The 23,843-nt window shown below is 71.9% G+C and carries 19 protein-coding genes and 1 pseudogene; 16 read left to right on the forward strand and 4 right to left on the reverse strand.

The window, feature by feature from the left end; all coding sequences use genetic code 11:
* A pseudogene (locus AB0B63_RS17475) lies at positions 1-467 on the forward strand (sulfate adenylyltransferase); the annotation flags it as partial.
* Between the two features lie 308 nt (positions 468-775).
* Here the strand turns inward: AB0B63_RS17475 and galK are convergent.
* Both galK and galE read right to left on the reverse strand, forming a co-directional pair.
* Positions 776-1,942: a galactokinase gene (gene galK / locus AB0B63_RS17480; protein ID WP_208568655.1), complete on the reverse strand. Its 1,167-nt coding sequence runs from the start codon at positions 1,940-1,942 to the stop codon at positions 776-778.
* Positions 1,939-2,868, reverse strand: coding sequence for a UDP-glucose 4-epimerase GalE (gene galE, locus AB0B63_RS17485; RefSeq protein WP_357019943.1), 930 nt, complete (start codon positions 2,866-2,868; stop codon positions 1,939-1,941). Before galE ends, galK begins: the two co-directional genes overlap by 4 nt.
* A 228-nt stretch (positions 2,869-3,096) precedes the next feature.
* Here galE and AB0B63_RS17490 point away from each other — a divergent pair, with 228 nt between their 5' ends.
* The 6 genes from AB0B63_RS17490 to AB0B63_RS17515 all read left to right on the forward strand — a co-directional run bounded on the left by AB0B63_RS17490 (position 3,097) and on the right by AB0B63_RS17515 (position 7,782).
* Positions 3,097-4,161: a hemolysin family protein gene (locus AB0B63_RS17490; RefSeq protein ID WP_208568653.1), complete on the forward strand. Its 1,065-nt coding sequence runs from the start codon at positions 3,097-3,099 to the stop codon at positions 4,159-4,161.
* A 33-nt stretch (positions 4,162-4,194) separates the two neighbouring features.
* Positions 4,195-5,220 carry a tryptophan--tRNA ligase gene (trpS, locus tag AB0B63_RS17495; RefSeq protein ID WP_208568652.1) on the forward strand — a complete coding sequence of 342 codons (1,026 nt, stop codon included), beginning with the start codon at positions 4,195-4,197 and terminating at the stop codon, positions 5,218-5,220.
* A gap of 32 nt (positions 5,221-5,252) precedes the next feature.
* On the forward strand, positions 5,253-5,822 hold the full coding sequence (locus tag AB0B63_RS17500; RefSeq protein WP_244252842.1) for a 2'-5' RNA ligase family protein: 570 nt from the start codon (positions 5,253-5,255) through the stop codon (positions 5,820-5,822).
* A gap of 155 nt (positions 5,823-5,977) precedes the next feature.
* Positions 5,978-6,889: a YhjD/YihY/BrkB family envelope integrity protein gene (locus tag AB0B63_RS17505; protein ID WP_357019947.1), complete on the forward strand. Its 912-nt coding sequence runs from the start codon at positions 5,978-5,980 to the stop codon at positions 6,887-6,889.
* Positions 6,889-7,248, forward strand: a complete 360-nt coding sequence (locus AB0B63_RS17510) for a GntR family transcriptional regulator (protein WP_208568650.1) — start codon at positions 6,889-6,891, stop codon at positions 7,246-7,248. The genes AB0B63_RS17505 and AB0B63_RS17510 overlap by 1 nt, the downstream gene beginning before the upstream one ends.
* Positions 7,249-7,344: 96 nt before the next feature.
* Positions 7,345-7,782 (forward strand): hypothetical protein, encoded by a 438-nt coding sequence (locus AB0B63_RS17515; RefSeq protein ID WP_208568649.1) that lies wholly within the window; start codon positions 7,345-7,347, stop codon positions 7,780-7,782.
* Between the two features lie 261 nt (positions 7,783-8,043).
* Here the strand turns inward: AB0B63_RS17515 and AB0B63_RS17520 are convergent, their stop codons facing one another.
* Both AB0B63_RS17520 and AB0B63_RS17525 read right to left on the reverse strand, forming a co-directional pair.
* Positions 8,044-9,678 carry a glycoside hydrolase family 13 protein gene (locus AB0B63_RS17520; protein WP_357019623.1) on the reverse strand — a complete coding sequence of 545 codons (1,635 nt, stop codon included), beginning with the start codon at positions 9,676-9,678 and terminating at the stop codon, positions 8,044-8,046.
* A 376-nt stretch (positions 9,679-10,054) separates the two neighbouring features.
* On the reverse strand, positions 10,055-11,119 hold the full coding sequence (locus AB0B63_RS17525) for a LacI family DNA-binding transcriptional regulator (protein ID WP_208568647.1): 1,065 nt from the start codon (positions 11,117-11,119) through the stop codon (positions 10,055-10,057).
* A gap of 205 nt (positions 11,120-11,324) precedes the next feature.
* Between AB0B63_RS17525 and AB0B63_RS17530 the strand changes: the two genes are divergently transcribed.
* The 9 genes from AB0B63_RS17530 to AB0B63_RS17570 all read left to right on the forward strand — a co-directional run bounded on the left by AB0B63_RS17530 (position 11,325) and on the right by AB0B63_RS17570 (position 23,706).
* Positions 11,325-12,578 (forward strand): maltose ABC transporter substrate-binding protein, encoded by a 1,254-nt coding sequence (locus AB0B63_RS17530; protein WP_219466940.1) that lies wholly within the window; start codon positions 11,325-11,327, stop codon positions 12,576-12,578.
* Entirely contained in the window at positions 12,578-14,215 is a 1,638-nt protein-coding gene (locus tag AB0B63_RS17535; RefSeq protein ID WP_357019628.1) for an ABC transporter permease subunit, read from the forward strand. Before AB0B63_RS17530 ends, AB0B63_RS17535 begins: the two co-directional genes overlap by 1 nt.
* 149 nt (positions 14,216-14,364) lie before the next feature.
* Positions 14,365-15,174 carry a sugar ABC transporter permease gene (locus tag AB0B63_RS17540; RefSeq protein ID WP_208568673.1) on the forward strand — a complete coding sequence of 270 codons (810 nt, stop codon included), beginning with the start codon at positions 14,365-14,367 and terminating at the stop codon, positions 15,172-15,174.
* Between the two features lie 16 nt (positions 15,175-15,190).
* On the forward strand, positions 15,191-17,128 hold the full coding sequence (locus tag AB0B63_RS17545; protein WP_357019631.1) for a glycoside hydrolase family 13 protein: 1,938 nt from the start codon (positions 15,191-15,193) through the stop codon (positions 17,126-17,128).
* 399 nt (positions 17,129-17,527) lie between these two features.
* Positions 17,528-17,869 (forward strand): hypothetical protein, encoded by a 342-nt coding sequence (locus AB0B63_RS17550; RefSeq protein WP_091252785.1) that lies wholly within the window; start codon positions 17,528-17,530, stop codon positions 17,867-17,869.
* A gap of 272 nt (positions 17,870-18,141) precedes the next feature.
* Entirely contained in the window at positions 18,142-19,212 is a 1,071-nt protein-coding gene (locus AB0B63_RS17555) for a BMP family ABC transporter substrate-binding protein (RefSeq protein ID WP_208568672.1), read from the forward strand.
* Positions 19,213-19,469: 257 nt separating this feature from the next.
* On the forward strand, positions 19,470-21,020 hold the full coding sequence (locus tag AB0B63_RS17560) for an ABC transporter ATP-binding protein (protein WP_357019952.1): 1,551 nt from the start codon (positions 19,470-19,472) through the stop codon (positions 21,018-21,020).
* A 76-nt stretch (positions 21,021-21,096) separates the two neighbouring features.
* The gene (locus AB0B63_RS17565; RefSeq protein WP_357019635.1) at positions 21,097-22,422 is read left to right on the forward strand and encodes an ABC transporter permease; all 1,326 of its coding nucleotides are present in this window, start codon (positions 21,097-21,099) and stop codon (positions 22,420-22,422) included.
* Positions 22,423-22,425: 3 nt separating this feature from the next.
* On the forward strand, positions 22,426-23,706 hold the full coding sequence (locus AB0B63_RS17570; protein ID WP_357019638.1) for an ABC transporter permease: 1,281 nt from the start codon (positions 22,426-22,428) through the stop codon (positions 23,704-23,706).
* Positions 23,707-23,843: the final 137 nt, after the last annotated feature.

Here is a 23,843-nt window from a genome sequence, read left to right on the forward strand (position 1 = left end):
CCAGCCGGATCGCCTCGATCGACACCGCCGACGGCCCGGTCGACGAGGCGTTCCCCCCGATGTCGGTCACCGTCCGCCTCGACGACGAGATCGACATCTCGCGCGGGGACATGATCTGCCGGCCGAACAACGCCCCGACCGTCTCGCAGGACATCGAGGCGATGGTCTGCTGGATGGACGAGACCCGCCCGCTCCAGGTCGGCGGGAAGTACACGATCAAGCACACCACCCGGACGGCGCGGACGATCGTGCGTGGCCTGTACTACCGCCTCGACGTCAACACCCTGCACCGCGACGAGACCGCCAGTGAGCTGCGACTCAACGAGATCGGCCGGGTCCGGTTGCGCACCACCGTCCCGCTGCTGGCCGACGAGTACCGCCGCAACCGCACCACCGGCGGCTTCATCATCATCGACGAGGCCACCAACCGCACCGTAGCCTCCGGCATGATCGTCGACACCGCCTGACCCACCCCCAGCGCCCCGCCCCGTCCCACCTCACCGGCTCTCGGTGATCAAGAGCTTTGCGTCAGTTTCCGCCCAGCAGACGACGCAAACCTCTTGATCACCGAGCCCCACCGCGCCCCACCGCGCCTTTCCGCGCCTTTCCGCGCCCTGCCCCGCCCTCATGTCCGGCTGCCCGTCTCGCCCCGGTGATCAAGAGCTTTGCGTCAGATTTTGCTGGTGGGTTGACGTAAACCTCTTGATCAACGGGGCGAAGGCAGGCGCGGGCGGGGGCGGAGGAGGGCGGGGCGAGGGCGGGGGTGGGGGTGGGGTTAGGGGAGGGGGGTGGTGCCGGGGGCGGGGTGGGCGGTGAGGGTGGTGGGGGTGGAGAAGCCGCGTTCGGCGTAGGCGGTACGGACGGCCGCCGCCACCGGTTCCGCAGCCGCCGCTTCGACCAGGGCGAGGACGCAGCCGCCGAAGCCGCCGCCGGTCATCCGGGCACCCAGCGCGCCGGCCGCGAGTGCCGCCTCGACGGCGGTGTCGACCTCGGGGACGGTGATCTCGAAGTCGTCCCGCATGGAGGCGTGCGAGGCGGTCAGCAGCGGCCCGATCTCGGGCACCCGGCCGGCGCGCAGCAGGGCGACGGTGTCGAGCACCCGCTGGTTCTCGGTGACCACGTGCCGGACCCGGCGTCGGGTCTCGTCGTCGGGCAGCCGGGCCAGGGCGTCGTCGAGGCCGGCGGCCGGCACGTCGCGCAGCGCGGGCACCCCGAGCAGGGCGGCGGCCCGTTCGCAGGCGGCGCGGCGGGAGGCGTACTCGCCGTCGGCGTGCCGGTGCGGGGCGCGGCTGTCTATCACCAGGATGGCCAGGTCGGCGGCGTCCAGGTCGAACGGGATGTGTTCGACTGACTCGTCCCGGCAGTCGAGGAAGAGGGCGTGGCCGGCGCGGCAGCGGAGCACCGCCGACTGGTCCATGATGCCGGTCGGCGCACCGACGTAGCCGTTCTCGGCGCGCTGGGCCAGCCGGGGGCGGTGCTCGTCGGGCAGGTCCAACCCGCCCAGGTCGACCAGGGCGGTGAGTACCGCCGCTTCCAGGGCCGCCGAGGAGGAGAGCCCGGAGCCGAGCGGTACGTCCGAGGCGATGGCCAGCCGGGCACCGGGGACGGCGTACCCGGCTTCGCGCAGGGCCCAGACCACGCCGGCGACGTACCCACCCCAGCCGGTGACCCGTCCCGGGGTGTCGGCCTCGGTGGCGCCGAAGTCGACCGGCCGGTCGGCGATCTCCGACCGGACCGTCCAGCGTTCGCCGGGCTGCGGGCCGGCGGCGACCACGGTACGCAGCGGAAGGGCGAAGGGCAGCACGAATCCGTCGTTGTAGTCGGTGTGCTCGCCGATCAGGTTGACCCGTCCGGGTGCCGCCCAGCGTCCGGCGGGCGTCGCGTCGTACCCGGAGGAGAAGCCGGCGGTGGCGCGGTCGGCGACGTCGGGTCGGCCCGTCACGACTGCTCCAGCACGTGCGAGCGGTAGAACGCCCAGGCGTCGCCCACCATGTCGGTCAGGGTCGGTTTCTCGGGCACCCAGCCCAACTCCTGGCGGGCCAGTGCCGAGGAGGCGACGAGTTCGGCCGGGTCGCCCTCGCGGCGGGGAGCGGTCTCGACGGGCACCGGATGGCCGGTGACCTCACGGACCACGTCGACTACCTGCCGGTTGGTGAAGCCGTTGCCGTTGCCGAGGTTGTAGATGCGGTGCCGGCCGGGCACGGCGGCGGTGAGCGCCAGCAGGTGGGCGCGGGCCAGGTCCTCGACGTGGATGTAGTCGCGCACGCAGGTGCCGTCGACGGTGGGGTAGTCGTCGCCGAAGAGTTGGAGTTTCTCCCGGCGGCCGGCGGCGACGTCGAGGGCGATGGGGATGAGGTGGGTCTCCGGGTCGTGCCGTTCGCCGATGGCGAGGCCGTCGCGCAGGTAGGCGCCGGCGACGTTGAAGTAGCGCAGCGACACGGCGGCGAGGTCGTGTGCGGTCGCCTCGGAGGTGAGCACCAGGTCGACGGCGAGTTTGGTGGCTCCGTAGGTGTTGGTGGGGGCCTTGACGGCGGTCTCCGGGATGGGCAGTTCGACCGGGTTGCCGTAGACGGCGGCGGTGGAGGAGAAGACCAGGCGCGGCACCCGGGCGGCCCGGACGGCGTCGACCAACGCGATGGAGCTGACCGTGTTGGCGTGCCAGTACCGCTCGGGGTGGACCATCGACTCGCCGGCGGCGATCAGCGCGGCGAAGTGCAGCACCCCGTCGTAGCCGGCGTCGGGGGTGAGGACCCGGGCGGCCTCGTGCACGGGCAGGTCGACGTGGGTGGCGTCGGGGGCCAGTGCGGCCCGGTGGCCGGTGCGCAGGTCGTCCAGGACGGTCACCTGGTGGCCGGCGTCGAGCAGCATCCGGGTCACCACGCTGCCGATGAACCCGGCGCCGCCGGTGACGAGCAGTTTCACGTCGGTCCTCCTGCCTGGCCGCGCCCGCTGCGGCCGTTCGTGATCACCCTACGGGCGGGTGCTGTCGTCGCGCTGTGCGTCGCGGGGTCGGCGCTATTCCATCACGAACCTTCATAGTTGAACAGATCCGCACATCGTCCACCGTTCGTGGTTGGCGGCCCTACCATCACTTCCATGCGGGAAGCGGGCGGTCCCGGGCCCCGCAGACGCGCGCCGGGGCGGACCAGACGCGCACCCGGGCCGGTGGCCCGCGGTGTCGCCCGGCTGGTCGTCCGGGCCGCCGACGGCGCCACCCGGCTCGTCACCGACCTGCTCGGCGCCAGCCCCGCCGCCGGTCGGGAACGGATCAGTGAGCACGAACTGCGTGACCTGGTCGCCGCGAACACCGTGCTCGACCCCGACGAACGGCGGATCATCGACGAGGTGCTGGTCGCCGGGGCCAGCCTGGTCCGCGAGGTGATGATGCCCCGCACCGAGGTGGTCTTCCTCGCCGCCGGGCTGACCCTCGCCGAGGCCGAACGTCTGGTCCGGGCCGAGCCGCACACCCGCTACCCGGTGGTCGACGGCACCCACGACGACGTGGTCGGCTTCGTCCACCTTCGCGACGTGCTGCTGCGCCCCGACCTGGACCGGGCGACCACGGTGGGCCGGGTGAGCCGGGAGGTGAAGCGGTTGCCCGGCAGCAAGCGGGTGCTCGCCGCGCTGACCGAGATGCGCCGGGAGGGCCACCACCTCGCCGTGGTGGTCGACGAGTACGGCGGCACCGCCGGCATCGTCACCTGCGAGGACCTGATCGAGGAGTTGGTCGGGGAGATCCACGACGAGCACGCAGGCCCACCCGAACCGGTGTCGGCCGGTCTGCCGGCGGTGGTGGACGGCCGGCTCAACCTGGCCGACTTCGCCGAACGGACCGGGGTGCCGCTGCCCACCGGCCCCTACGAGACGGTCGGTGGGTACGTGATGGCGGCGCTCGGCCGGCTCCCGGTGGCCGGGGACGAGGTCCCGGTCACCGCGTCGGACGATCCGTCGGCGACGGACCCGGCCGACGGGTGGCTGCTGCGGGTGCTCACCCTCGACGGGCGTCGGGTGTCCCGGGTCGCGGTCTCCGCCGCCCGCCTGCCCGAGCCGCGCCGGGAGGCCGCCGCTGCCGCGGCACCGGCCGACGTCGCGCGGGCGTCGGTACGGGAGGTCACCGCCGCGGCGGAACCGGCGGCGAGTCGACCCGCCGGCCCGTCATGACGTACGCCGGAGGTTGCTGACAGAATTGCCGGCATGTCCGACGTTCCCGCCCGCCCCCGCGTCTTCTCCGGCATCCAGCCGACGGCCGACTCGTTCCACCTCGGCAACTACCTGGGCGCGGTGCGGCACTGGGTGGCGTTGCAGGACACCCACGAGGCGTTCTACTGCGTGGTCGACCTGCACGCGATCACCGCCGGGCACGATCCGGCGGTGCTGCGCCAGCGCACCCGGGTGGCCGCCGCGCAGCTCTTCGCGGTCGGTATCGATCCGGAGCGCAGCGCCCTGTTCGTCCAGTCGCAGGTGCCCGAGCACGCGCAGTTGGCCTGGGTGCTGGGCTGCATCACCGGTTTCGGTGAGGCGAGCCGGATGACCCAGTTCAAGGACAAGTCGCAGAAGCAGGGCAGCGACCGGTCCAGCGTCGGCCTGTTCACGTACCCGATCCTCCAGGCCGCCGACATCCTGCTCTACCAGGCCGACGCGGTGCCGGTCGGCGAGGACCAGCGGCAGCACCTGGAGCTGTCCCGGGATCTGGCCCAGCGGTTCAACTCGCTGTTCGGGCCGACCTTCACGGTGCCCGCCCCGCACATCGTCAAGGACACTGCCAAGATCACCGATCTGCAGGAGCCGACGGCGAAGATGTCGAAGTCGTCGTCCTCACCGACCGGCATCATCGACCTGTTGGAGGATCCGGCCCGCTCGGCCAAGAAGATCCGCTCGGCGGTGACCGACACCGGCCGGGAGATCGTCTTCGACACCGAGACCAAGCCCGGGGTGTCCAACCTGCTCACCATCCACTCCGCGCTCTCCGGCCGGAGCATCGACGACCTGGTGGCCGCGTACGCGGGCCGGGGGTACGGCGATCTCAAGAAGGAGCTGGGCGAGGTGGTCCGCGAGTTCGTCACCCCGATCCAGGAACGCACCCGGGGGTACCTCGACGATCCCGCCCAGCTCGACAAGCTGCTCGCCGCCGGTGCGGAGAAGGCCCGCGAGGTCACCGTGCCGACGCTGCGCACAGCGTACGAGCGGGTCGGGTTCCTGGCGCCGGTCCGCTTCGAGTAGTCATGGGCGGGGCGGCGGTACGGGTCGAGACGATGGCCGGAGGGGTGGCGCGGAGCGTGGATCGCAGGGACGAGGTTCCGGTGGCCGGCGACACCATCCAGATCGGGATCGCGGTGGACATCCCGGAGCCGTGGGGTGAGCTGCTCACCCGACGGCGGGTGCAGACGGGTGACCCGCAGGTCGTCCCGGCGCACGTGACACTGCTCGGTCCGACCGAGATCCCGGTGGCCGCGTTGGGGGCGGTCGAGGCGCATCTGGCCGAGGTGGCCGCCACCCATCTGCCGTTCACCCTGCATCTGCGGGGCACCGGCACGTTCCGGCCGGTGACCCAGGTGGTCTTCGTCGCGGTGGCGGCCGGGATCAGCGAGTGCGAGTTGCTCGCCGCCGCCATCAACGCCGCGCCCCAGCTGCACCGGGAGCTGCGCTTCCCGTACCACCCGCACGTCACCGTGGCGCAGGACGTCGCCCCCGAGGCGCTGGACCGGGCCTACGAGGACCTGGCGGACTTCTCGGCGATGTTCGAGGTGGAGGCGTTCACCCTGTTCTCGCACAGCGGTCAGACCCGGTGGCAGCCGCGCCGGGACTTCCGGCTCGGCGGCTGACCCGCCCGCCGGTGTCCGGTCGCAGCGCCAGCACGGGCGGCACCCCCGTCCACCGGTGGCCGGCACCCCTTCCGCCGGCAGCCGGTTGGCGGGCCCGGTGACGACAGATCGGCGAGGATGACGTGGTGGATGCGTGGGGCCGGTGGACGGCCGGCATGGACCGCCGGTTCGCCGTGGCCCGGGGCCGGTGGCCGCGGCTCGACCATGTCTGGCGGGCGGTGGACCTCTACGGGGAGGTGCTGGGCGGACGGTTGGCCGCCGCCATCGCCTACTACGGCTTCTTCGCGGTCTTCGCCCTCGCCCTGGTGGCGTACTCGGTCTTCGGGGCGATCCTGGAGGACAACGACGAGGTCTCCGACGCGGTGGCGGCGTTCCTGCGGGACAACCTGCCCTTCCTCGACCCGCAGCAGATCGCCGAGAGTAGCAACGCGGTCGGGGTGGTGGGCCTGGTCATCCTGGTCTTCACCGGGATCGGCTGGGTGGAGGCGATCCGGTCGTCGCAGCGGCTGATGTACGGCTTCAACCAGCAGCCGGGCAACCTGTTGGTCCGCCCGCTGGTGGACCTGGGCGTGCTGCTGCTGGTCTTCGTCATGCTCGGCGTCTCGGTGGCGGCCGTGGACGCGTTGGAGTCGGTACTGCGGTTCCTGCTGCGGGCCACCGGCTCGGTGGGGCTGACCACCATCAGCGCGGTGCTCAGCGTGCTGGTCAACGCGGTGCTCGCGACGGCGCTGCTGGTGGTGGTGCCCCGGCTGCGGATGAGCCGGCGACGGCTGCGGCCGGTGGTGCTGCTGGTGGCGGTCGGGATCACCCTGCTCAACACGGTCGGCCGGTTCTACATCGTGCGGACCGAGCGGAACCCGGCGTACGCGGTGGTGGCCGGTGCGGTGGCCGTGCTGCTCTACCTCTACCTGCTCAACCAGCTGGTGCTCTTCGGTGCCGCGCTCGCCGCCACCAGCCGGCACGGCCGGGTCGTCGACCTCTCCGAGGGCGCGGTGATGCGGCAGGTCAACGTCGAGGCCGACGTCGAGACCGAGACCGATCCGGGTACGCCGGGAGGGGCGGGCTGATGCTGATCGAGATCGACCCGGGCTCGGCGGTGCCCCCGTACGAGCAGGTGCGGGCGCAGCTCGCCGCGATGATCGGCGACGGCCGGTTGGCGGTGGGCACCCGGCTGGCTCCGGTGCGGCAGTTCGCGGCCGAGCTGGGGCTGGCGGTGAACACGGTGGCCCGCGCCTACCGGGAGCTGGAGTCGGCCGGGCTGGTGCAGACCCGGGGCCGGCACGGCAGCTTCGTCGCCCCGGGCCGGGACGACGCGGTCGACCGGTTGCAGCGGGCGGCCACCCGGTACGCCGAGGAGGCGGCCCGGCTGGGGGTGTCGTCCGACCGGGCGCTGGCCCTGGTCCGCGCCGCCCTGGACAGCGCCTGACGACGGTTCCCGGTAGCGGGAGCCCGACAGTCGTCGAAAAAGATGAAAGGGGCAAATGCCGCGCTGAGTGCCGCCCGGACCGGCCATGATGAGCCGGTGGGCGCACTTGTGACGCTGGACCTGCCGGACGACTCGCCGATGCTCGGCCTGCCGTGGATCATCACGGTCGGCCCGCTCGGCGACCCGGCGGAGTGGGAGCCTGTTGTCTGCGGCCCGTACGAGCGCCCGCACGCGTTGGCCCTGGCCGAGGCGGTGGTGGCCGACGAGCAGTTGCTGGCGGTGGTCGAGCCGCTGTTGCCGGCGCTGTCGGCCGAGGAGATCCGGGGCGAGATCACCGCATCGCAGCTCGCCGCCGAGGACGAGGAGGCCCGGATCGAGGCCGCCGACCTCTACGGCGACTTCGACGACGTGCTCGACGAGCAGGAGGAGCCGGCGGTCGACGGGGCGGACCGGCCGGAGCCGCCGCCCGTACCGACCGTGGCGCAGGTGCGGGCGGGCTTCGGTCGGATCGCCGGGCTGCTGCGCGGGCGGTGACGCCTACACCCGCCGAGAGCCTGCCAGCCCTCGTCGACCGGGCCGGACACCCGCACCACCCTGCAACTGTCGGACGCCGGCCGGCAGCGCCGGCGCAGACCCAGGGGGCGTGCCCGGTACGGGATGGAGCTCCGGCCTCCCGGGGAGCGGACTCCCCGGGAGGCCGGTGCCACCTCACCCCCCACCACAAGGGGTCGGCAGCCCAGTCGCCCGTCGGCGCGGGGCACAACGGACGACCAGGTCAAAGGCGGGTTACCCGGCTCAGCGCCGTTCGAACCACGCAGCTGCGTCCACCGGCAGGACGTGTCCGGTGTCCTGCTCGGTGAGGTCGGCGCTGGCCACCAGGGGACGGCCGTACCCGTCGATCCGGACCGGGGCGCCGCTGAGGTTGACCACGCAGGTCAGCCGGGCGTCGTCGGCGGCCCGGTGGAACGCCAGCACGCCGGGCCCGGTCTCCAACCAGACCACCGGGCCGGCGGTGGCGGCCAACGCCGGGTGCTCGTGCCGCGCCCGCAGCGCCGCCCGGTACAGCTCCAGCGTCGAGCCGGGCGTCCCGGTCTGGGCGGCCACCGAGAGGGCCCGCCAGGTCGCCGGGGCCGGCAGCCAGCTCAGCGCGCTGCCCTGCGGACCGAAGCCGTACGGGGCCAGCTCGCCACTCCACGGGATGGGCACCCGGCAGCCGTCGCGGCTCTCCCCGGTACGCAGGAACGCCGGGTCCTGGCGGAGCGCGTCGGGCAGGTCCAGCACCTCGGGAAGGCCGAGTTCCTCACCCTGGTAGAGGTAGGTGGAGCCGGGCAGGGCCAGCATCAGCAGGGCGGCGGCGCGGGCCCGGCGCAGGCCGATCTCGCCGTCGCCGTACCGGGTGACGTGCCGCTGCCGGTCGTGGTTGGACAGTACCCAGGTGGTCGGCGCACCGACGATCGTCGACTCGGCCAGCGCGGTGTCGATCACCTTGCGGAACGAGTCCGCCGACCAGGTGGCGTCGAGGAAGTCGAAGCTGAACGCCTGGTGCAGCTCGTCCGGGCCGATGTAGCGGGCCAGTCGCTGCGGGGTCTCCGCCCACGCCTCGGCCACCGCCATCCGGCCACCGGGGTAGCTGTCCAGGATCGGCCGCCAGGCCCGGTAGATGTCGTGCACCTCGTCCTGGTCGAAGTAGGGCAGCCGGCCCTTGCCGAGCAGTTCCGACTGGCGGCGGCCGGTGGTCATCGAGTTGAAGCCGACGTCCGGTAGCCCCTCCGCCTTGATCATGCCGTGGGCGACGTCGATGCGGAACCCGTCGACGCCCCGGTCGAGCCAGAACCGCAACACGTCTTCGAACTCGGCGCGCACCTGCGGGTGCCGCCAGTTCAAATCGGGCTGGGCGGGGTCGAACAGGTGCAGGTACCACTGGCCGTCGGGCAGCCGGGTCCAGGCGGGGCCGCCGAAGATGCTCTCCCAGTCGTTCGGCGGCAGCTCACCGTGCGCGCCCTGACCGTCGGCGAACAGATAACGCTCCCGCTCCGGGGAGCCGGGGCCGGCGGCGAGGGCGGCGGTGAACCACGGGTGCGCGCTGGAGGTGTGGTTGGGCACCAGGTCCACGATGATCCGCAGGCCCAGCGCGTGCGCGTCGGCGATCATGGCGTCGAAGTCGGCGAGACTGCCGAAGAGCGGGTCGACGTCGCGGTAGTCGGCCACGTCGTAGCCGGCGTCGATCTGCGGCGAGGTGTAGAACGGGGTGAGCCAGAGCGCGTCCACGCCGAGGTCACGCAGGTAGGGCAGCCGCTGCCGGATGCCACCGAGGTCGCCGACGCCGTCGCCGTCGGAGTCGGCGAAGCTGCGGACGTACACCTGGTAGACGACCGCGGCACGCCACCAGTCGTCGGAGGTCTGCGGCGTGGGGTCGGTGGCGGCGGTCATCGGCGGAGCTCCCCGTTCTGTGGCGGGACGGCGGCACCCGCGCGGTGGTGGGTGACGGACGCGGGTGTGGAGAGAATGCCGGCCGGATGCTGCAAGAGTCAAGCAGGGCTTGCGCAAGAAATGACGCCCGTCACCCGCGGCCAGGGTGGGGCCGGCCCGCCCCCGTCCCAGCAGCCGGGAGGTGGGCCCGGCGACGGAGCGCCGCATCCGCCCGGTCCGGCGTCGGCTCGCCGCCGGACCGGGCGGGCTGGCGGATCAGGTGGAATGGCGGATCAGGTGGGGCGGGCTGGCAGGTCGGGCGGGCTCACGGCCTGGGTGCAGACGCGGGCTCCGCAGCTCAGGCGGAGGCGGAGCGGCAGTGGAACTGGAGCGTGGCTCAGGCGGGGACGGCGAGGGCGGTGGGTGCCGGGCGGGGTCGGCCCGGGCCGGCCTGGCCGGCCACCGCGGTCGATCCGCGTACCACCAGCTCCGGGCGGAACAGGTATTCCGAGTGCGGGGCGGCGTGCCCGTTGATCTCGTCGACCAGGGCCCGGACCGCCGCCACCGCCATCGCGGCCACCGGCTGCCGCATGGTGGTCAGCGGCGGGTCGGTGAAGGCCATCAGCGGTGAGTCGTCGTAGCCGACCACCGACAGCTCGCCGGGGACGGACAGGCCGCGCTGCCGGCCGGCCCGGACCGCGCCCAACGCCATCAGGTCGGAGCCGCAGACGATCCCGGTGACCCCGCGTTCGATCAGTCGCCCGGCGGCGGCCTCGCCACCCTCGACGCCGAACAGCGACAGCTCGGCGAGCGCGTCCAGCTCGCTGCCGGTGGAGCCGAGCCGGGTCATCGCGGCCCGGAAGCCGGCCACCCGGCGCTGCACCGGCACGAACCGGTCCGGCCCGGTGATCAGGCCGATCCGCCGGTGCCCGAGCGCGACCAGGTGCGCCACGGCCAGCTCGGTGGCCTCCCGGTCGTCGCAGGAGACGAAGGGTGCGGCGATGCCGGGGGCGTACCCGTTGATCATGACGACCGGCAGCGGCCGGGCGATCAGCGCGCGGTACCGGTCGTGGTTGGCCGCCGTGTCGGCGTGCAGGCCGGAGACGAAGACGATGCCGGAGACCTGCCGGTCGAGCAGCATCTCCACGTACTCGTCCTCGGTGACCCCGCCCGGGGTCTGGGTGCACAGCACCGGGGTGAACCCGCTCTGCGCCAGGGTCGACTCGATCACCTGGGCGAACGCCGGGAAGATCGGATTCTCCAGCTCCGGCACCACCAGCCCGACCAGCCCGGCGCTGCGCTTGCGCAGCCGGGCCGGGCGCTCGTAGCCGAGCACGTCGAGGGCGGTCAGGACGGCCTGCCGGGTCTCCGGGGCCACGCCGGGGCGGTCGTTGAGCACCCGCGACACCGTGGCCTCGCTGACTTCGGCCTGTTGGGCGATGTCGGACAGTCGAGCGCGCATGGCGGAACTTTAACCCAAGGGCAAGTTCTTGCGTACGTCTCTGCAAGCCCTTCCATAATATGCAACCTCTTGCTAACGTCCCGGCAACACGCGACAGCAGCGGCGCGGCCTGCCCGGCGCCGGTCAGCAAGAACTTTCAGTGTTTCCCACGACGAGGCCGCCCTTCCCCCCGGTGGTCGGCTTCGCCATGACGACAGGAGTACCGATGCGCATCCGTACCGCGGGTGTGGTCACCGTTCTCGGCCTGGCGCTCGCCGCGTCGGGCTGCGGCGGCGACAACAGCAACGACGAACCGGCCACCAAGGCCACCTCCCAGGCGGCGGGCGGCAAGCTCGTCATCTGGGCGGACGACAAGCGCACCGCGGCCCTCAAGCCGTTCGCCGAGAAGTTCGGCCAGGACAACGGCGTCACCGTCGAGGTGCAGGCCGTCTCCAAGGACCTCCAGACGAACTTCGTCACCGCCTCCCAGCAGGGCAGCGGCCCGGACGTGGTGGTCGGCGCGCACGACTGGATCGGCAACCTGGTGCAGAACGGGGCCATCGACCCGGTGCAGCTCGCCGCCGAGCAGAAGTCCGGCTTCAACGAGACCGCGATCAAGGCGGTGACGTTCAACGGTCAGCTCTACGGCGTCCCCTACGCCACCGAGAACGTCGCGCTGATCCGCAACACCGCGCTGGCCCCCGAGGCGCCCAAGACGATCGAGGACCTCGTCGCCACCGGCAAGAAGCTCAAGGCCGACAAGAAGGCCAGCGAGATCCTCTGTCTCCAGTCCGGACAGAACGGCGACGCCTACCACATCTACCCGCTGTACACCTCGGCCGGCGGGTACCTCTTCGGCACCGCCGCCAACGGCGACTACGACCCCAAGGACCTCGGCGTGGGCAAGCCGGAGTCGATCGCGGCCTTCCAGAAGATCGCGAAGCTCGGTGAGAAGGGCGACGGCGCGCTCAAACGCTCCATCACCGGCGAGAACTCGATCGCCACCTTCACCGGCAAGAAGTGCGCCTTCCTGGTCTCCGGCCCGTGGGCGATCGCCGACGCCAAGAAGGCAGGCATCTCCTACGACATCTCCCCGGTCCCCGGCTTCGCCGGTGGCAAGCAGGCCCAGCCGTTCGTCGGCGTCCAGGCGTTCTACGTCGCCGCCAAGGGCAAGAACAAGGCGCTGGCCCAGGAGTTCGTCACCAACTATGTGACCACGCCCGAGCTGGCCGTGGCGCTCTACCAGGCCGAGCCGCGCCCGCCGGCGTTGACCGCCGCGTTCGACCAGGTCAAGGGTGCCGACCCGGACCTGGCCAAGTTCTCCGAGGCGGGCAAGGGCGGGCAGGTGCTGCCGGCGATCCCGGCCATGGCCGCGATCTGGGACCCGTTCGGCAAGGCGGAAGCGGCAGTCATCGGTGGGGCCGACCCGGCGAAGACCGTCACCGCCGCCGGCAAGACGATCTCGGGTCAGATCAAGTAATGAGCACGCTGTCCGGCCCGGGACCTGCCCCGCAGGCCCCGGGCCGGGGGCCTGCGCGTTCCGGGCCCCCGGAAACCTCCCGTACCGCGCGCTCCCACGCGCCGATCACCGCGACCGGTCTCGTCGTCAAGGTGGTCCTGCTCGGCCTGGTGGCCGGGATCGCGATCTGGGCGGCCTTCCCGCTCATCGCCGCCCGGCTCTGGGTCGGTCTCGCCATCCTGGTGGCCACCACCGCCGGCCTGGGCTACCTCTACCTCACCCGCCGGCACATCCCGGCCAAGTACCTGGTGCCAGGAACGATCTTCCTGATCGCCTTCCAGGTCTTCCCGGTGCTCTACACCGCGAGCACCGCGTTCACCAACTTCGGCGACGGCCACCGGGGCTCCAAGGACGACGCGATCGTCGCCATCGAGACCTCCTCGGTCAAGCAGGTCCCCGGCTCCGCCGAGTACGCCCTCGCCATCGCCACCACCGGCGACCCGGCCACCGGACCGCTGATCTTCCTGCTCACCGACCCGGCGACCGGCCGGGTCTCCGCCGGGAACGCCGACGGGCTGCGCCCGCTGGACGCCGCCGACGTGACCGTCGCCGGCAGCGGCAGGGTCACCGCCGCCAAGGGCTACACCGTGCTCAACGTCGGCCAGGCAAGCGTCCGCAGCGAGGAGATCACCGCCCTGGTGGTGCCGACCTCCGGGGGCGCGGTGCGCTCCAACGGCCTGTCCCGCGCCTACGAGGGCAGGGCCGTCCGGGCGTACGACCGGGGCTGCGACTGCGTCACCGACGGCGAGACCGGCAGGACCTGGACGGCCGACCCGGACACCGGTGCCTTCGTCGCCGCCGACGGCGAGCGGCTCGCCCAGGGCTGGCAGGTCGGGGTGGGGTTCAAGAACTTCGCCCGGGTGCTCACCGACCCGGACATCTCCGGCCCGTTCTTCGGCACCCTGCTGTGGAACTTCGCCTTCGCGGTCGGCTCCACCGGGTTCACCTTCGGACTCGGCATGGCGATCGCGCTGGCCCTGCACTCGCCCCGGATGCGGGGCACCAACCTCTACCGGGTCTTCCTGATCCTGCCGTACGCGATGCCGTCGTTCGCGATGCTGCTGGTCTGGCGGGACATGTTCAACACCGACTTCGGCCTGGTCAACAACCTGTTCGGGCTCGGTGTCGACTGGTTCGGCGAGGCCTGGTCGGCCCGGCTGGCGGTGTTGCTGGTGCAGCTCTGGCTCGGGTACCCGTACATGTTCCTGGTGACCACGGGCGCGCTCCAGGCGATCCCCAAGGAGTTGACCGAGGCCACCTCGGTCGACGGCGCGTCGCCCTGGCAGTCGTTCCGGGCGGTCACCCTGCCGCTGCTGCTGGTCGCGCTCTCGCCGCTGCTGATCGCGTCGTTCGCCTACAACTTCAACAACATCAACGCGATCTGGTTGACCACCGAGGGTGGCCCGTTCGCGCCGGACAACCCGACCAACGGGGCCACCGACCTGCTGATCACGTACACCTACCGGCTGGCCTTCGGCGCGCAGGGCGCCGAGTTCGGCCTGGCCGCCGCGGTGTCGATCTTCATCTTCGCGATCGTGGCCACGGTCTCGGCGGTCAGCTTCCGGCGCACCCGCCAGCAGGAGGAGGTCTACTCGTGACGACCCGTCCCCACACCGCCGGGCCGGCGACCCCCGCCGCACCCGTCGTCGGATCGGATGCCGCCGGCCCGCGTGCCGGTCGGCCGGGTGCCGCGGTACGCGGTGGCCGACGGCCGGGCCGGTGGTTCACCCAGGTCGGCTGGCGGCACGTGGTCGGCGTGCTGGCGGTGGCGTTCAGCCTCTTCCCGATCCTGTTCGTGCTCTCCGCCGCGCTCAACCCGCTCGGCACCCTCTCGTCGACCGAGCTGCTGCCCACCGGGGCGTCGCTGGCGAACTTCGGCGACCTGTTCGAGCGGACGGAGTTCGGCCGCTGGTTCCTCAACTCGCTGCTCATCGCGGGCGGGGCGAGCTTCGCGTCGATCTTCCTGTCCGCGCTGGCGGCGTACGCGTTCTCCCGGATGCGCTTCGCCGGGCGGCGGGTCGGGCTGCTGACCCTGCTGCTGATCCAGATGTTCCCGCAGTTCCTGGCGATCGTGGCGATCTTCCTGATCTTCACCCGGGTCACCGACCTGTGGCCGTCGATCGGCTTCAACACCCCGTGGGGACTGTTCCTGCTCTACATGGGCGGCGCGCTGGGCATGAACACCTGGCTGATGAAGGGGTTCTTCGACACCCTGCCCCGCGAGCTGGACGAGTCGGCCACGATGGACGGCGCCAGCCACGCGCAGGTCTTCTTCCGGATCATGCTGCCGCTGGTGGCGCCGATCCTGGCGGTGACCGCGCTGCTGTCGTTCATCGGCACGATCAACGAATTCATGATCGCCAACGTGTTCCTCACCGACACCGGCTCCAAGACCCTCGCGGTCGGCATGTTCGGCCTGGTGGCGGGGGAGCGGAACAACAACTTCGGGATCTTCGCGGCGGGCACCCTGCTCACCGCGATCCCCACCGTGCTGGTCTTCCAGCTCCTCCAGCGCTACATCGTCTCCGGCCTCACCGCCGGGGCCGTCAAGGGCTGAACCGAAAGGCCACGCCATGTCCCTGTCGCCGCACCACGACGGCTCGGCGCTGTACGTGCCCGAGCAGGAACCCACCCTCGGGCAGACCGTGCCGGTCTTCGTCCGGGTATCCGACGGCACCGACGTCCGGCAGGTGCACGTCCGCACCACCGGCGACGGTGAGCCGCGTTTCGTCGAGGCCACCGTCGACCGCCGCGACGGCCACGACGTGTGGTGGCGGGCCGACGTCGAGGTCCGCAACCCGGTCAGCAACTACCGGTTCATGCTCACCGGAACCACCGGCTACCGCTGGCTCAACGCCGCCGGCACGGTCGACCACGACGTGCCCGACCACGGCGACTTCAAGCTGGTCAGCCACGCCCCGCCGCCGGCCTGGGCCCGGGACGCGGTGATCTACCAGATCTTCCCCGACCGGTTCGCCCGGTCCGCCGCCGCCGACGGCCGCACCCCGCCGGACTGGGCGATCCCCTGCGACTGGGACACCCCGGTCATCGGGTACGGCCCGCAGACCCCCCGCCAGTTCTACGGCGGCGACCTCGACGGCATCACCGAACGCCTCGACCACCTGGACCGGCTCGGCGTCAACACCGTCTACCTGACGCCGATCTTCCCGGCCCGCTCCAACCACCGCTACGACGCCGCCGGCTTCGACACCGTCGATCCACTGCTCGGCGGGGAGGCGGCGCTGATCCGGCTGGCCGACGCCGTCCGGGCCCGGGGCTGGCGGCTGCTCGGTGACATCACCAGCAACCACACCGGCGACGCGCACGAGTGGTTCACCCGCGCCCTGGCCGACGCCGACGCCCCCGAACGGGAGCTGTACTACTTCGACCCGGCCACCGGCTACGAGTCGTGGAACGGGGTGCGATCGCTGCCCAAGCTCAACTGGGGCAGCGCCGAACTGCGCCGCCGCTTCGCCACCGATCCGGACTCGCCGCTACGCCGCTGGCTGCGCCCGCCGTACGGGCTGGACGGGTGGCGGGTCGACGTGGCCAACATGACCGGGCGGCGGGGCGCGGACGCGTACACCCACGAGGTGGCGCGGTTGCTGCGGGAGGTGGTCGTGCAGACCCGCCCCGACGGGCTGCTGCTCGCCGAGCACGGTCACGACCACACCGGTGACCTGGACCGCGACGGCTGGCACGGCACGATGAACTACGTCGGCTTCACCGACCCGGTCTGGTCCTGGCTGCGCCGCGAGGACGCCGCCGGCCGACCGGCCGGCGCACCGGATCCTGCTGGTGCGGGTCCTGCGGGTCCTGGGGCTGGGCGGGGGTCGGGGCCGGGGGGCTTGTCGGGGCAGGGCGGTGAGCCGGTGCCGAACTTCCTCGGGACGCCGGGCGGGGTGCGGCGGCGGGACGCCCGTGCCGTGCTCGCCACCATGGACAGCTTCCGGTCGCTGATCTCCTGGCGGTCGTACACCCATTCGTGGCAGTTGCTCGGCTCGCACGACTCGGCCCGGATCCGCACGGTGGTGGGCGACGCGGCCCGGCAGGAGGTGGCCGCCGGGCTGCTCGCCACCATGCCCGGCACCCCGGTGGTTTTCGCCGGTGACGAGCTGGGCCTGACCGGCGGCAACGGCGAGGGCTCGCGTACCCCGATGCCGTGGCACCGGCCGCAGAGCTGGGATGCCGGGACGTTCGCCGCGTACCGGGCGCTGCTGGCGCTGCGGCGGAACACCCCGGCGCTGCGGCACGGCGGGTTGCGCTGGGTGTACGCCGACGCCGACACGATGGTCTTCCTGCGCGAGGCGACGGCCGGCACGGTGCTGGTGCTGGCCCGTCGGGCCGCCGGCCCACCGGTGCGGCTGACCGGCCTGCCGTACGGGGGCAGCGCCGCATCCCGTCCGGCCGGTGAGAACGTCTACGGGGGCGCCCCGGCCCTGCGCCCGACCGCCGACGGCAGCACCACCCTTCCCGGCGACGGCCCCACCTTCCAACTCTGGCACCTCTGACCCCCACCCCACCCCGCACCCCGACACCACCCCGCGCCCCGCAGCTCCACACCACCGCGCACCCGCGCCCCGCATCTCCACCCCGAACCCCGCCCTCACCCGCTCCCGCCCGCCCTCACCCTCACCCTCACCCACGCCCGCCCGCGCCCACCCCCCACCCACGCCCCGCTCCCACCCGCGCCCGTCTTGCCCTTCCGTGGGGGGTCTCCTGGAAGATCGTGCTCGAACCTGGTTGTAGTGGCTTTCGTGCGCGAGCAGGCCACTACACCATGGTTCGAGCACGATCTTGAGCTGCGGAGCGTGGGCGGGCGGCCTGCCGTGGCCGGGGGAGATCACGGATTGAGCTCAGCCGGCGGGGCACCTACTACAAAGTGTCGTTGATGGGGGAGGATGGCTCGCGTGGAAGCTCTCCGACTGATCCTTCTCTACGTCCATCTGATCGGCTTCGCGTTGCTCCTCGGCGGTGCGGTCGCCCAGTACGTCAGCGGCCGGCTGCGGATCAACGCGGCCATGCTCTGGGGCTCGGTGATCCAGTTGCTGACCGGCGTGGGCCTGTCCGCGCCGCTGCGTGACGGCGACGAGCCGGCCCCCGCGAAGCTTGTTACCAAGTTGGTGCTGGCCCTGCTCATCTTCGTCATGGTCTTCTTCTCCCGGAAGCGGGAGCAGGTGGCCCGTGGTCACTTCCTGGCGATCGTCGGGTTGACCCTGGTCACGGCTGCCGTGGCGGTGTTCTGGCGGTAGCCGGCGACGGTCGGCGGGGCCGCCGGGAAACGGGCGTTCGCGACACCGGGCCGGTCGGCACTGGCACGCTGAGTGATGTGCCCCACGCCCGGGTTACGCCGGGATAACGAGCGTTCAACAGTCGTGCACGATTGGCGGCCGGTGGGTGGACGGCGGGCTACGCTCCCGTCCGTAACGTGGGATGCCGGCGGCACAACGCTCGTCGGTTCAAGGGCTGCCACCGCACGAGGCGGTGTGCAATGGAAGGAGACGTCTTGCGCTCTGTGCGTGGGATGCGGATCGCCTCTGCCATCGCGGCGGGTGGGCTCGTGCTGGGTGCTGCCGCGTGTGGTGAGGCGCCGGACGACGACAACAACGCCGGTGGCAGCGGTGACAAGAAGTACAGCGCCTGCATGGTGACCGACGTCGGCGGCATCGACGACAAGTCGTTCAACACCTCCGCCTGGAAGGGCCTGGAGGAGGCCAAGAAGGCCAACGACAACATCGACATCAAGTACGTCGCGTCGAAGGCCGAGGCCGACTACGAGGTCAACCTGACCGGGTACGTCAACCAGAAGTGCGACTTCATCCTGGCCGTCGGTGGCCTGATGTCGGACGCCACCAAGAAGATCGCCGCCGCGAACCCGAACCAGCAGTTCGGCATCGTGGACGCGAACCCGGGCACGGCGAACGTCTACCCGATGCAGTTCGACACCGCCCAGGCCGCCTTCCAGGCCGGTTACCTGGCCGCCGGGATGAGCAAGAGCGGCAAGGTCGGCACCTACGGTGGCCTGCCGATCCCGCCGGTGACCATCTTCATGGACGGTTTCGCCGACGGCGTGGCGCACTACAACAAGACCAAGAGCAAGAACGTCCAGGTGCTCGGCTGGGACAAGGCGACCCAGAAGGGTTCCTTCACCAACGACTTCGCCAAGCAGGACGAGGGCAAGAAGGTCTCTGACGCGCTGGTCGCCCAGGGCGCGGACATCGTCATGCCGGTCGCCGGCGGCGCGGGCCTCGGCACCACCTCCGCGGCGAAGGCGTCGGGTGGCAAGTACTCGGTCGTCTGGGTCGACGTCGACGGCTGCGAGAGCACCCCGGACTGCGCGGCGCTGCTGACCACCGTGGTCAAGAACATCCCGGACGCCGTCAAGGACGCCGTGCTCAAGGCCGCCGGTGGCGAGAAGCTCGCCGCCACCCCGGGCTTCGTCGGCAACCTCGCCAACAACGGTGTCTCGATCGCCCCGTACCACGACTTCGACAGCAAGGTCCCGGCGGAGCTCAAGGCCGAGGTCGAGAAGCTGAAGGCGGACATCGCCGCCGGCACCATCACGGTCACCTCGAAGGCCCAGCCGACCAAGTGACCGCCGCGTCGGCCGCCGCGATGGGATCATCGGCAGCGGCGGCCGGCGGGCACCAGGCATGACGACCGGCCGTCCCGGCGTACGTGGGCAATCCACGGACGTCGGGGCGGCCGGTCCGCGCACCGGCCGGCCGGCACACCGGTGGCCGGTCGACCGGCAGCTAGGCTGCACCATCGCTCGCACTCCAGGAGGTTGCGCTGAGACTCGAACTGCGCGGCATCACCAAGCGGTTCGGTGATCTGGTCGCCAACGATCACATCGACCTGACGGTGGAGCCTGGAGAGATCCACGCCCTGCTCGGCGAGAACGGCGCCGGCAAGTCGACCCTGATGAACGTGCTCTACGGGCTCTACCAGCCCGACGGGGGCGAGATCCTGGTCGACGGCCAGCCGCTGCGGCTCAAGGGCCCCTCGGACGCGATCCGGGCCGGGATCGGCATGGTGCACCAGCACTTCATGCTGGTGCCGGTCTTCACCGTGACCGAGAACATCATGCTCGGCGCGGAGCAGGTCCGGGGCGGCATCGTCGGCTTCCTCGACCGGCGGCGGGCCCGCCGCGAGGTGGCCGAGGTCTCCGCCCGGTACAACCTGCGGGTCGACCCGGACGCGGTGATCGAGGACCTGCCGGTCGGCATCCAGCAGCGGGTCGAGATCGTCAAGGCGCTCACCCGCGACGTCGACCTGCTGATCCTGGACGAGCCGACCGCCGTGCTCACCCCGCAGGAGACCGAGGAGCTGCTCACCGTCATGCGGTCGCTCAAGGCGGCCGGCAAGTCGATCGTCTTCATCACCCACAAGCTCGGCGAGGTCAAGGCCATCGCCGACCGGATCACCGTGATCCGGCGGGGCCGGACCGTCGGCACCGCCTCCCCCGAGGCGAGCCGGGACGAGTTGGCCGCGCTGATGGTCGGCCGCAACGTCCGGCTCACCGTCGACAAGCAGCCCGCCACCCCCGGGCGGCCGATGCTGGAGGTCGCCGGCCTGGTCGTCGACGACGACCGGCAGATCCGCGCGGTGGACGGCATCGACCTGACCGTACGCGCCGGTGAGGTGCTCGGCGTGGCGGGCGTGCAGGGCAACGGGCAGACCGAGCTGATCGAGGCGATCATGGGGCTGCGCCCGACGCTCGCCGGCACGGTGACCCTCGACGGCGAGCCGATCCACGGCTGGTCCACCAAGAAGGTGCTCCGCGCCGGGGTCGGCTACGTCCCTGAGGACCGCAGCGTCGACGGACTGGTCAAGGAGTTCAGCGTCGCCGAGAACCTGGTCCTCGACATCTACGACCGGCCGCCGTTCGGCAAGGGCCTGGCGCTGCGGCCGGACGCGATCGCGGCCTCGGCCAAGGAGCGGATCGCCCAGTTCGACGTGCGTACCCCGTCGGCGGACGCGGCGGTGGGCACCCTGTCCGGCGGCAACCAGCAGAAGGTGATCGTGGCCCGGGAGCTGTCCCGGCCGCTGAAGCTCTTCATCGCCGCCCAGCCCACCCGGGGCGTGGACGTCGGCTCGATCGAGTTCATCCACAGCCGGGTCATCCGCGAGCGCGACGTCGGCACCGCCGTCATGGTCGTCTCCAGCGAGTTGGACGAGGTGATCGGCCTCGCCGACCGGATCGCGGTGATGTACCGGGGCCGGATCATCGGCATCGTCGGCCCGGACACCCCGCGCGAGGAGATCGGCCTGCTGATGGCCGGCATCACCCCCGACGCCGCCGGGTCGGCCCCGGCGGGCGACCCGACCGGGGTGGCCGACGGTACGACCGGCGACGCGGCACCGACCCCCGAGAGCCCTGGCAACGAGGACGAGGCATGAGCGAGCGGCAGCGAGTGAATCATCGACACCGCGCCCCGGTGCCTCCCGCCGGCACCGCGTGCAGCGAGGTGACGGCATGAGCGACCCCAACCCGGTGTCCGGCTCCCCGGACAAGGAACCGGCGACCGAGGCGGAGCTGACCGCGACCGGCAAGGCCGACCGGGGCGCCACGATGACCTCACCGAAGCAGCCCGCGCCGGGGCCCCGGCCCACGCTCGGCCGGCTCTTCCTGGACAACCTGTGGGCCGCCAACACGGTGACCGTGACGGTCCTCGCCCTGGTGCTGGCGATGCTGGTCGGCGCGGTCCTGATCATCGTGTCGGATCCGGAGGTGCTGGCCACCTACGGCTACATCACCGCCCGCCCGGCCGACGCGCTCAATGCCAGCTGGACGGTGGTCAGCGAGGCGTACGCCAACCTGTTCAAGGGGGCGGTCTTCGACCCGGAGGCGTCCGGCTTCACCGCCGCGCTGAGCCCGATCTCGGAGACCCTCACCTACACCGCGCCACTGGTGTTCACCGGCCTGTCGGTCGCGCTCGCCTTCCGGGGCGGGCTGTTCAACATCGGCGCGCAGGGCCAGGCGACGATGGGCGTGATCCTGGCCGCCGTGGCCGGGTTCGCGTTGCCGCTGCCGCCGGTGGTGCACCTGGTCGTCGCGTTGATCGCCGGTGCGGTCGGCGGCGCGGTCTGGGGTTTCGTCCCCGGCATCCTCAAGGCCCGGACCGGCGCGCACGAGGTGATCAACACGATCATGCTCAACTACGTCGCGGTCTACTTCCTGTCCTGGATCATCGTGCAGAACGGTGTGCAGAACCCGGACCGGGCGGACGCGATCAGCCGCCCGGTCGACTCCTCCGCCGCGCTGCCCCGGCTGCTCGGCGACAACCTGCGGGTGCACGCCGGAATCCTGCTCGCGGTGCTGGCCACCTGGGCCATCGCCTGGCTGCTCAACCGGTCGACGCTCGGCTTCGAGCTGCGGGCCGTCGGGGCCAACCCGGATGCGGCGCGGACCGCCGGCATCAGCGTCACCAAGACGTACGTGCTGGTGATGGTGATCGCCGGGATGCTCGCCGGCCTCGGCGGCAGCCAGATGGTGCTGGGTTCCACCGCGAACGCGCTCACCCCGCTGGTGATCGCGCAGATCGGCTTCGACGGCATCCTGGTGGCGCTGCTCGGCCGGGTGAAGCCGTGGGGGGTGCTGCTGGCGGCGCTGCTGTTCGGCGCGCTCCAGGCCGGTGGCAACCGGATGCAGTCGTACTCCGGGATCTCGCTGGAGCTGGTCACCGTGCTCCAGGCGCTGATCGTCATCTTCATCGCCGCGCCGGCCCTGGTGAAGGCGATCTTCCAGCTCCGGGCCGCCCGTGCCGCCCGGTTGCAGACGAGCCTCGCGAAGGGCTGGTGAGGCATGTCCACCACCGCTGTTCCCGACGTCGCCGTGGCTGCGGTCGACGAGGGTTTCTGGACCCGCCCCCGTAAGGTCGGCCTGGTCCTGCTGGCGTTGGGCGTGCTCGCCGCCGTGCTGTTCGGGGCGCTGGCCACCGGGCAGCAGGCCCGGTTCACCCTCAGCGAGACCGAGGGCGGCGCGGCGTTGGAGATCCAGGGCACCCTCGGCGCGATCCTGTTCGGCGTCGTCGCCGCCGCAGCCGGCGGCGCGCTGCTGGCCGGGGTGCCGAAGCGCTGGTTCACGCTGGTCCTCGGGGTGGGGCTGGTCGGCTTCGTGCTGAGCTTCCTGTGCTGGCAGGTCTCCGCCGCCCCCGAGGGCCGCAACTTCATGCCGATGGTCAACATCGTGCGGGGCACCTTCATCCTGGCCCTGCCGCTGGTCTTCGGCGCGCTCGCCGGGGTGCTCTGCGAGCGGTCGGGCGTGGTCAACGTCGCCATCGAGGGGCAGTTGCTGATGGGCGCGTTCAGCGGCGCGCTGTTCGGCAGCCTCAGCGGCAACGTATGGGTGGGCCTGGTGGCGGCGGCGGTCGGTGGTGCGTTCATCTCGCTGCTGCTGGCCGTCTTCGCCATCCGCTACCTGGTCGACCAGGTCGTCATGGGGGTGGTGCTCAACCTGCTGGCGGTCGGCGTCACCGGCTTCCTCTACGAGCGGCTGATGCAGACCAACGCGGACAAGTACAACAGCGCGCCGCGCTTCGGCAACTGGGAGATCCCGCTGCTGAAGGACATCCCGCTGCTCGGCCCGGCGCTGTTCCGGGGCAACATCTTCCTCTACCTGGGCCTGCTGCTGGTGCTCGTCATCCACCTCGCGCTGTTCCGGACCCGGTGGGGTCTGCGGACCAGGTCGGTGGGCGAGCACCCGACCGCCGCCGACACCCTCGGGGTCAAGGTGCTGGGCCTGCGCTACCGCAACGTGCTGCTGGCCGGGGTGGTCGCCGGCATCGGTGGCGCGTCGTACACCCTGGCGCTCTACAGCTTCACCAAGAACATGATCGGCGGTAAGGGCTTCATCGCCCTGGCCGCGTTGATCTTCGGCCGGTGGAGCCCGACGGGGGCGCTGCTCGCCGCGCTGTTCTTCGGCTTCGCCGACCAGCTCGCCACCTACCTCGGCGCGATCGGCAGCAGCATCCCCAGCCAGTTCCTGGCGATGCTGCCCTACCTGGCGACCATCCTGGCGGTGGCCGGGCTGGTCGGTCGGGTCCGGGCGCCCGCCGCCGACGGCAAGCCGTACGTCAAGGGCTGAGAGACCGGCCCGGTGCGGGCCCGGCGGGGACCTCCCTGCCGGGCCCGCACCGTTCCCGACGACGCCCTCCGGGTACGGCCCACAGCCGGCGGCCGGCTGACCGGCACCCTTCCCGCACCCGGGCGGGGTGACCTGGG

It is taken from the genome of Micromonospora sp. NPDC049081 (genome assembly GCF_040648835.1).
Classification (GTDB): Bacteria; Actinomycetota; Actinomycetes; order Mycobacteriales; family Micromonosporaceae; genus Micromonospora; species Micromonospora antibiotica.

Bases quoted from the DNA above. Each gene is read 5' to 3' on its own strand.
- AB0B63_RS17555 (WP_208568672.1), top strand. From the start codon at position 18,142: ATGCGGATCGCCTCTGCCATCGCGGCGGGTGGGCTCGTGCTGGGTGCT.
- AB0B63_RS17545 (WP_357019631.1), top strand. From the start codon at position 15,191: ATGTCCCTGTCGCCGCACCACGACGGCTCGGCGCTGTACGTGCCCGAG.
- AB0B63_RS17500 (WP_244252842.1), top strand. From the start codon at position 5,253: ATGGCCGGAGGGGTGGCGCGGAGCGTGGATCGCAGGGACGAGGTTCCG.
- AB0B63_RS17530 (WP_219466940.1), top strand. From the start codon at position 11,325: ATGCGCATCCGTACCGCGGGTGTGGTCACCGTTCTCGGCCTGGCGCTC.
- AB0B63_RS17490 (WP_208568653.1), top strand. From the start codon at position 3,097: ATGCGGGAAGCGGGCGGTCCCGGGCCCCGCAGACGCGCGCCGGGGCGG.
- AB0B63_RS17510 (WP_208568650.1), top strand. From the start codon at position 6,889: ATGCTGATCGAGATCGACCCGGGCTCGGCGGTGCCCCCGTACGAGCAG.
- AB0B63_RS17525 (WP_208568647.1), bottom strand. From the start codon at position 11,119: ATGCGCGCTCGACTGTCCGACATCGCCCAACAGGCCGAAGTCAGCGAG.
- AB0B63_RS17565 (WP_357019635.1), top strand. From the start codon at position 21,097: ATGAGCGACCCCAACCCGGTGTCCGGCTCCCCGGACAAGGAACCGGCG.
- AB0B63_RS17520 (WP_357019623.1), bottom strand. From the start codon at position 9,678: ATGACCGCCGCCACCGACCCCACGCCGCAGACCTCCGACGACTGGTGG.
- galE (WP_357019943.1), bottom strand. From the start codon at position 2,868: ATGCTGCTCGACGCCGGCCACCAGGTGACCGTCCTGGACGACCTGCGC.
- AB0B63_RS17535 (WP_357019628.1), top strand. From the start codon at position 12,578: ATGAGCACGCTGTCCGGCCCGGGACCTGCCCCGCAGGCCCCGGGCCGG.
- AB0B63_RS17505 (WP_357019947.1), top strand. From the start codon at position 5,978: ATGGACCGCCGGTTCGCCGTGGCCCGGGGCCGGTGGCCGCGGCTCGAC.
- trpS (WP_208568652.1), top strand. From the start codon at position 4,195: ATGTCCGACGTTCCCGCCCGCCCCCGCGTCTTCTCCGGCATCCAGCCG.
- AB0B63_RS17570 (WP_357019638.1), top strand. From the start codon at position 22,426: ATGTCCACCACCGCTGTTCCCGACGTCGCCGTGGCTGCGGTCGACGAG.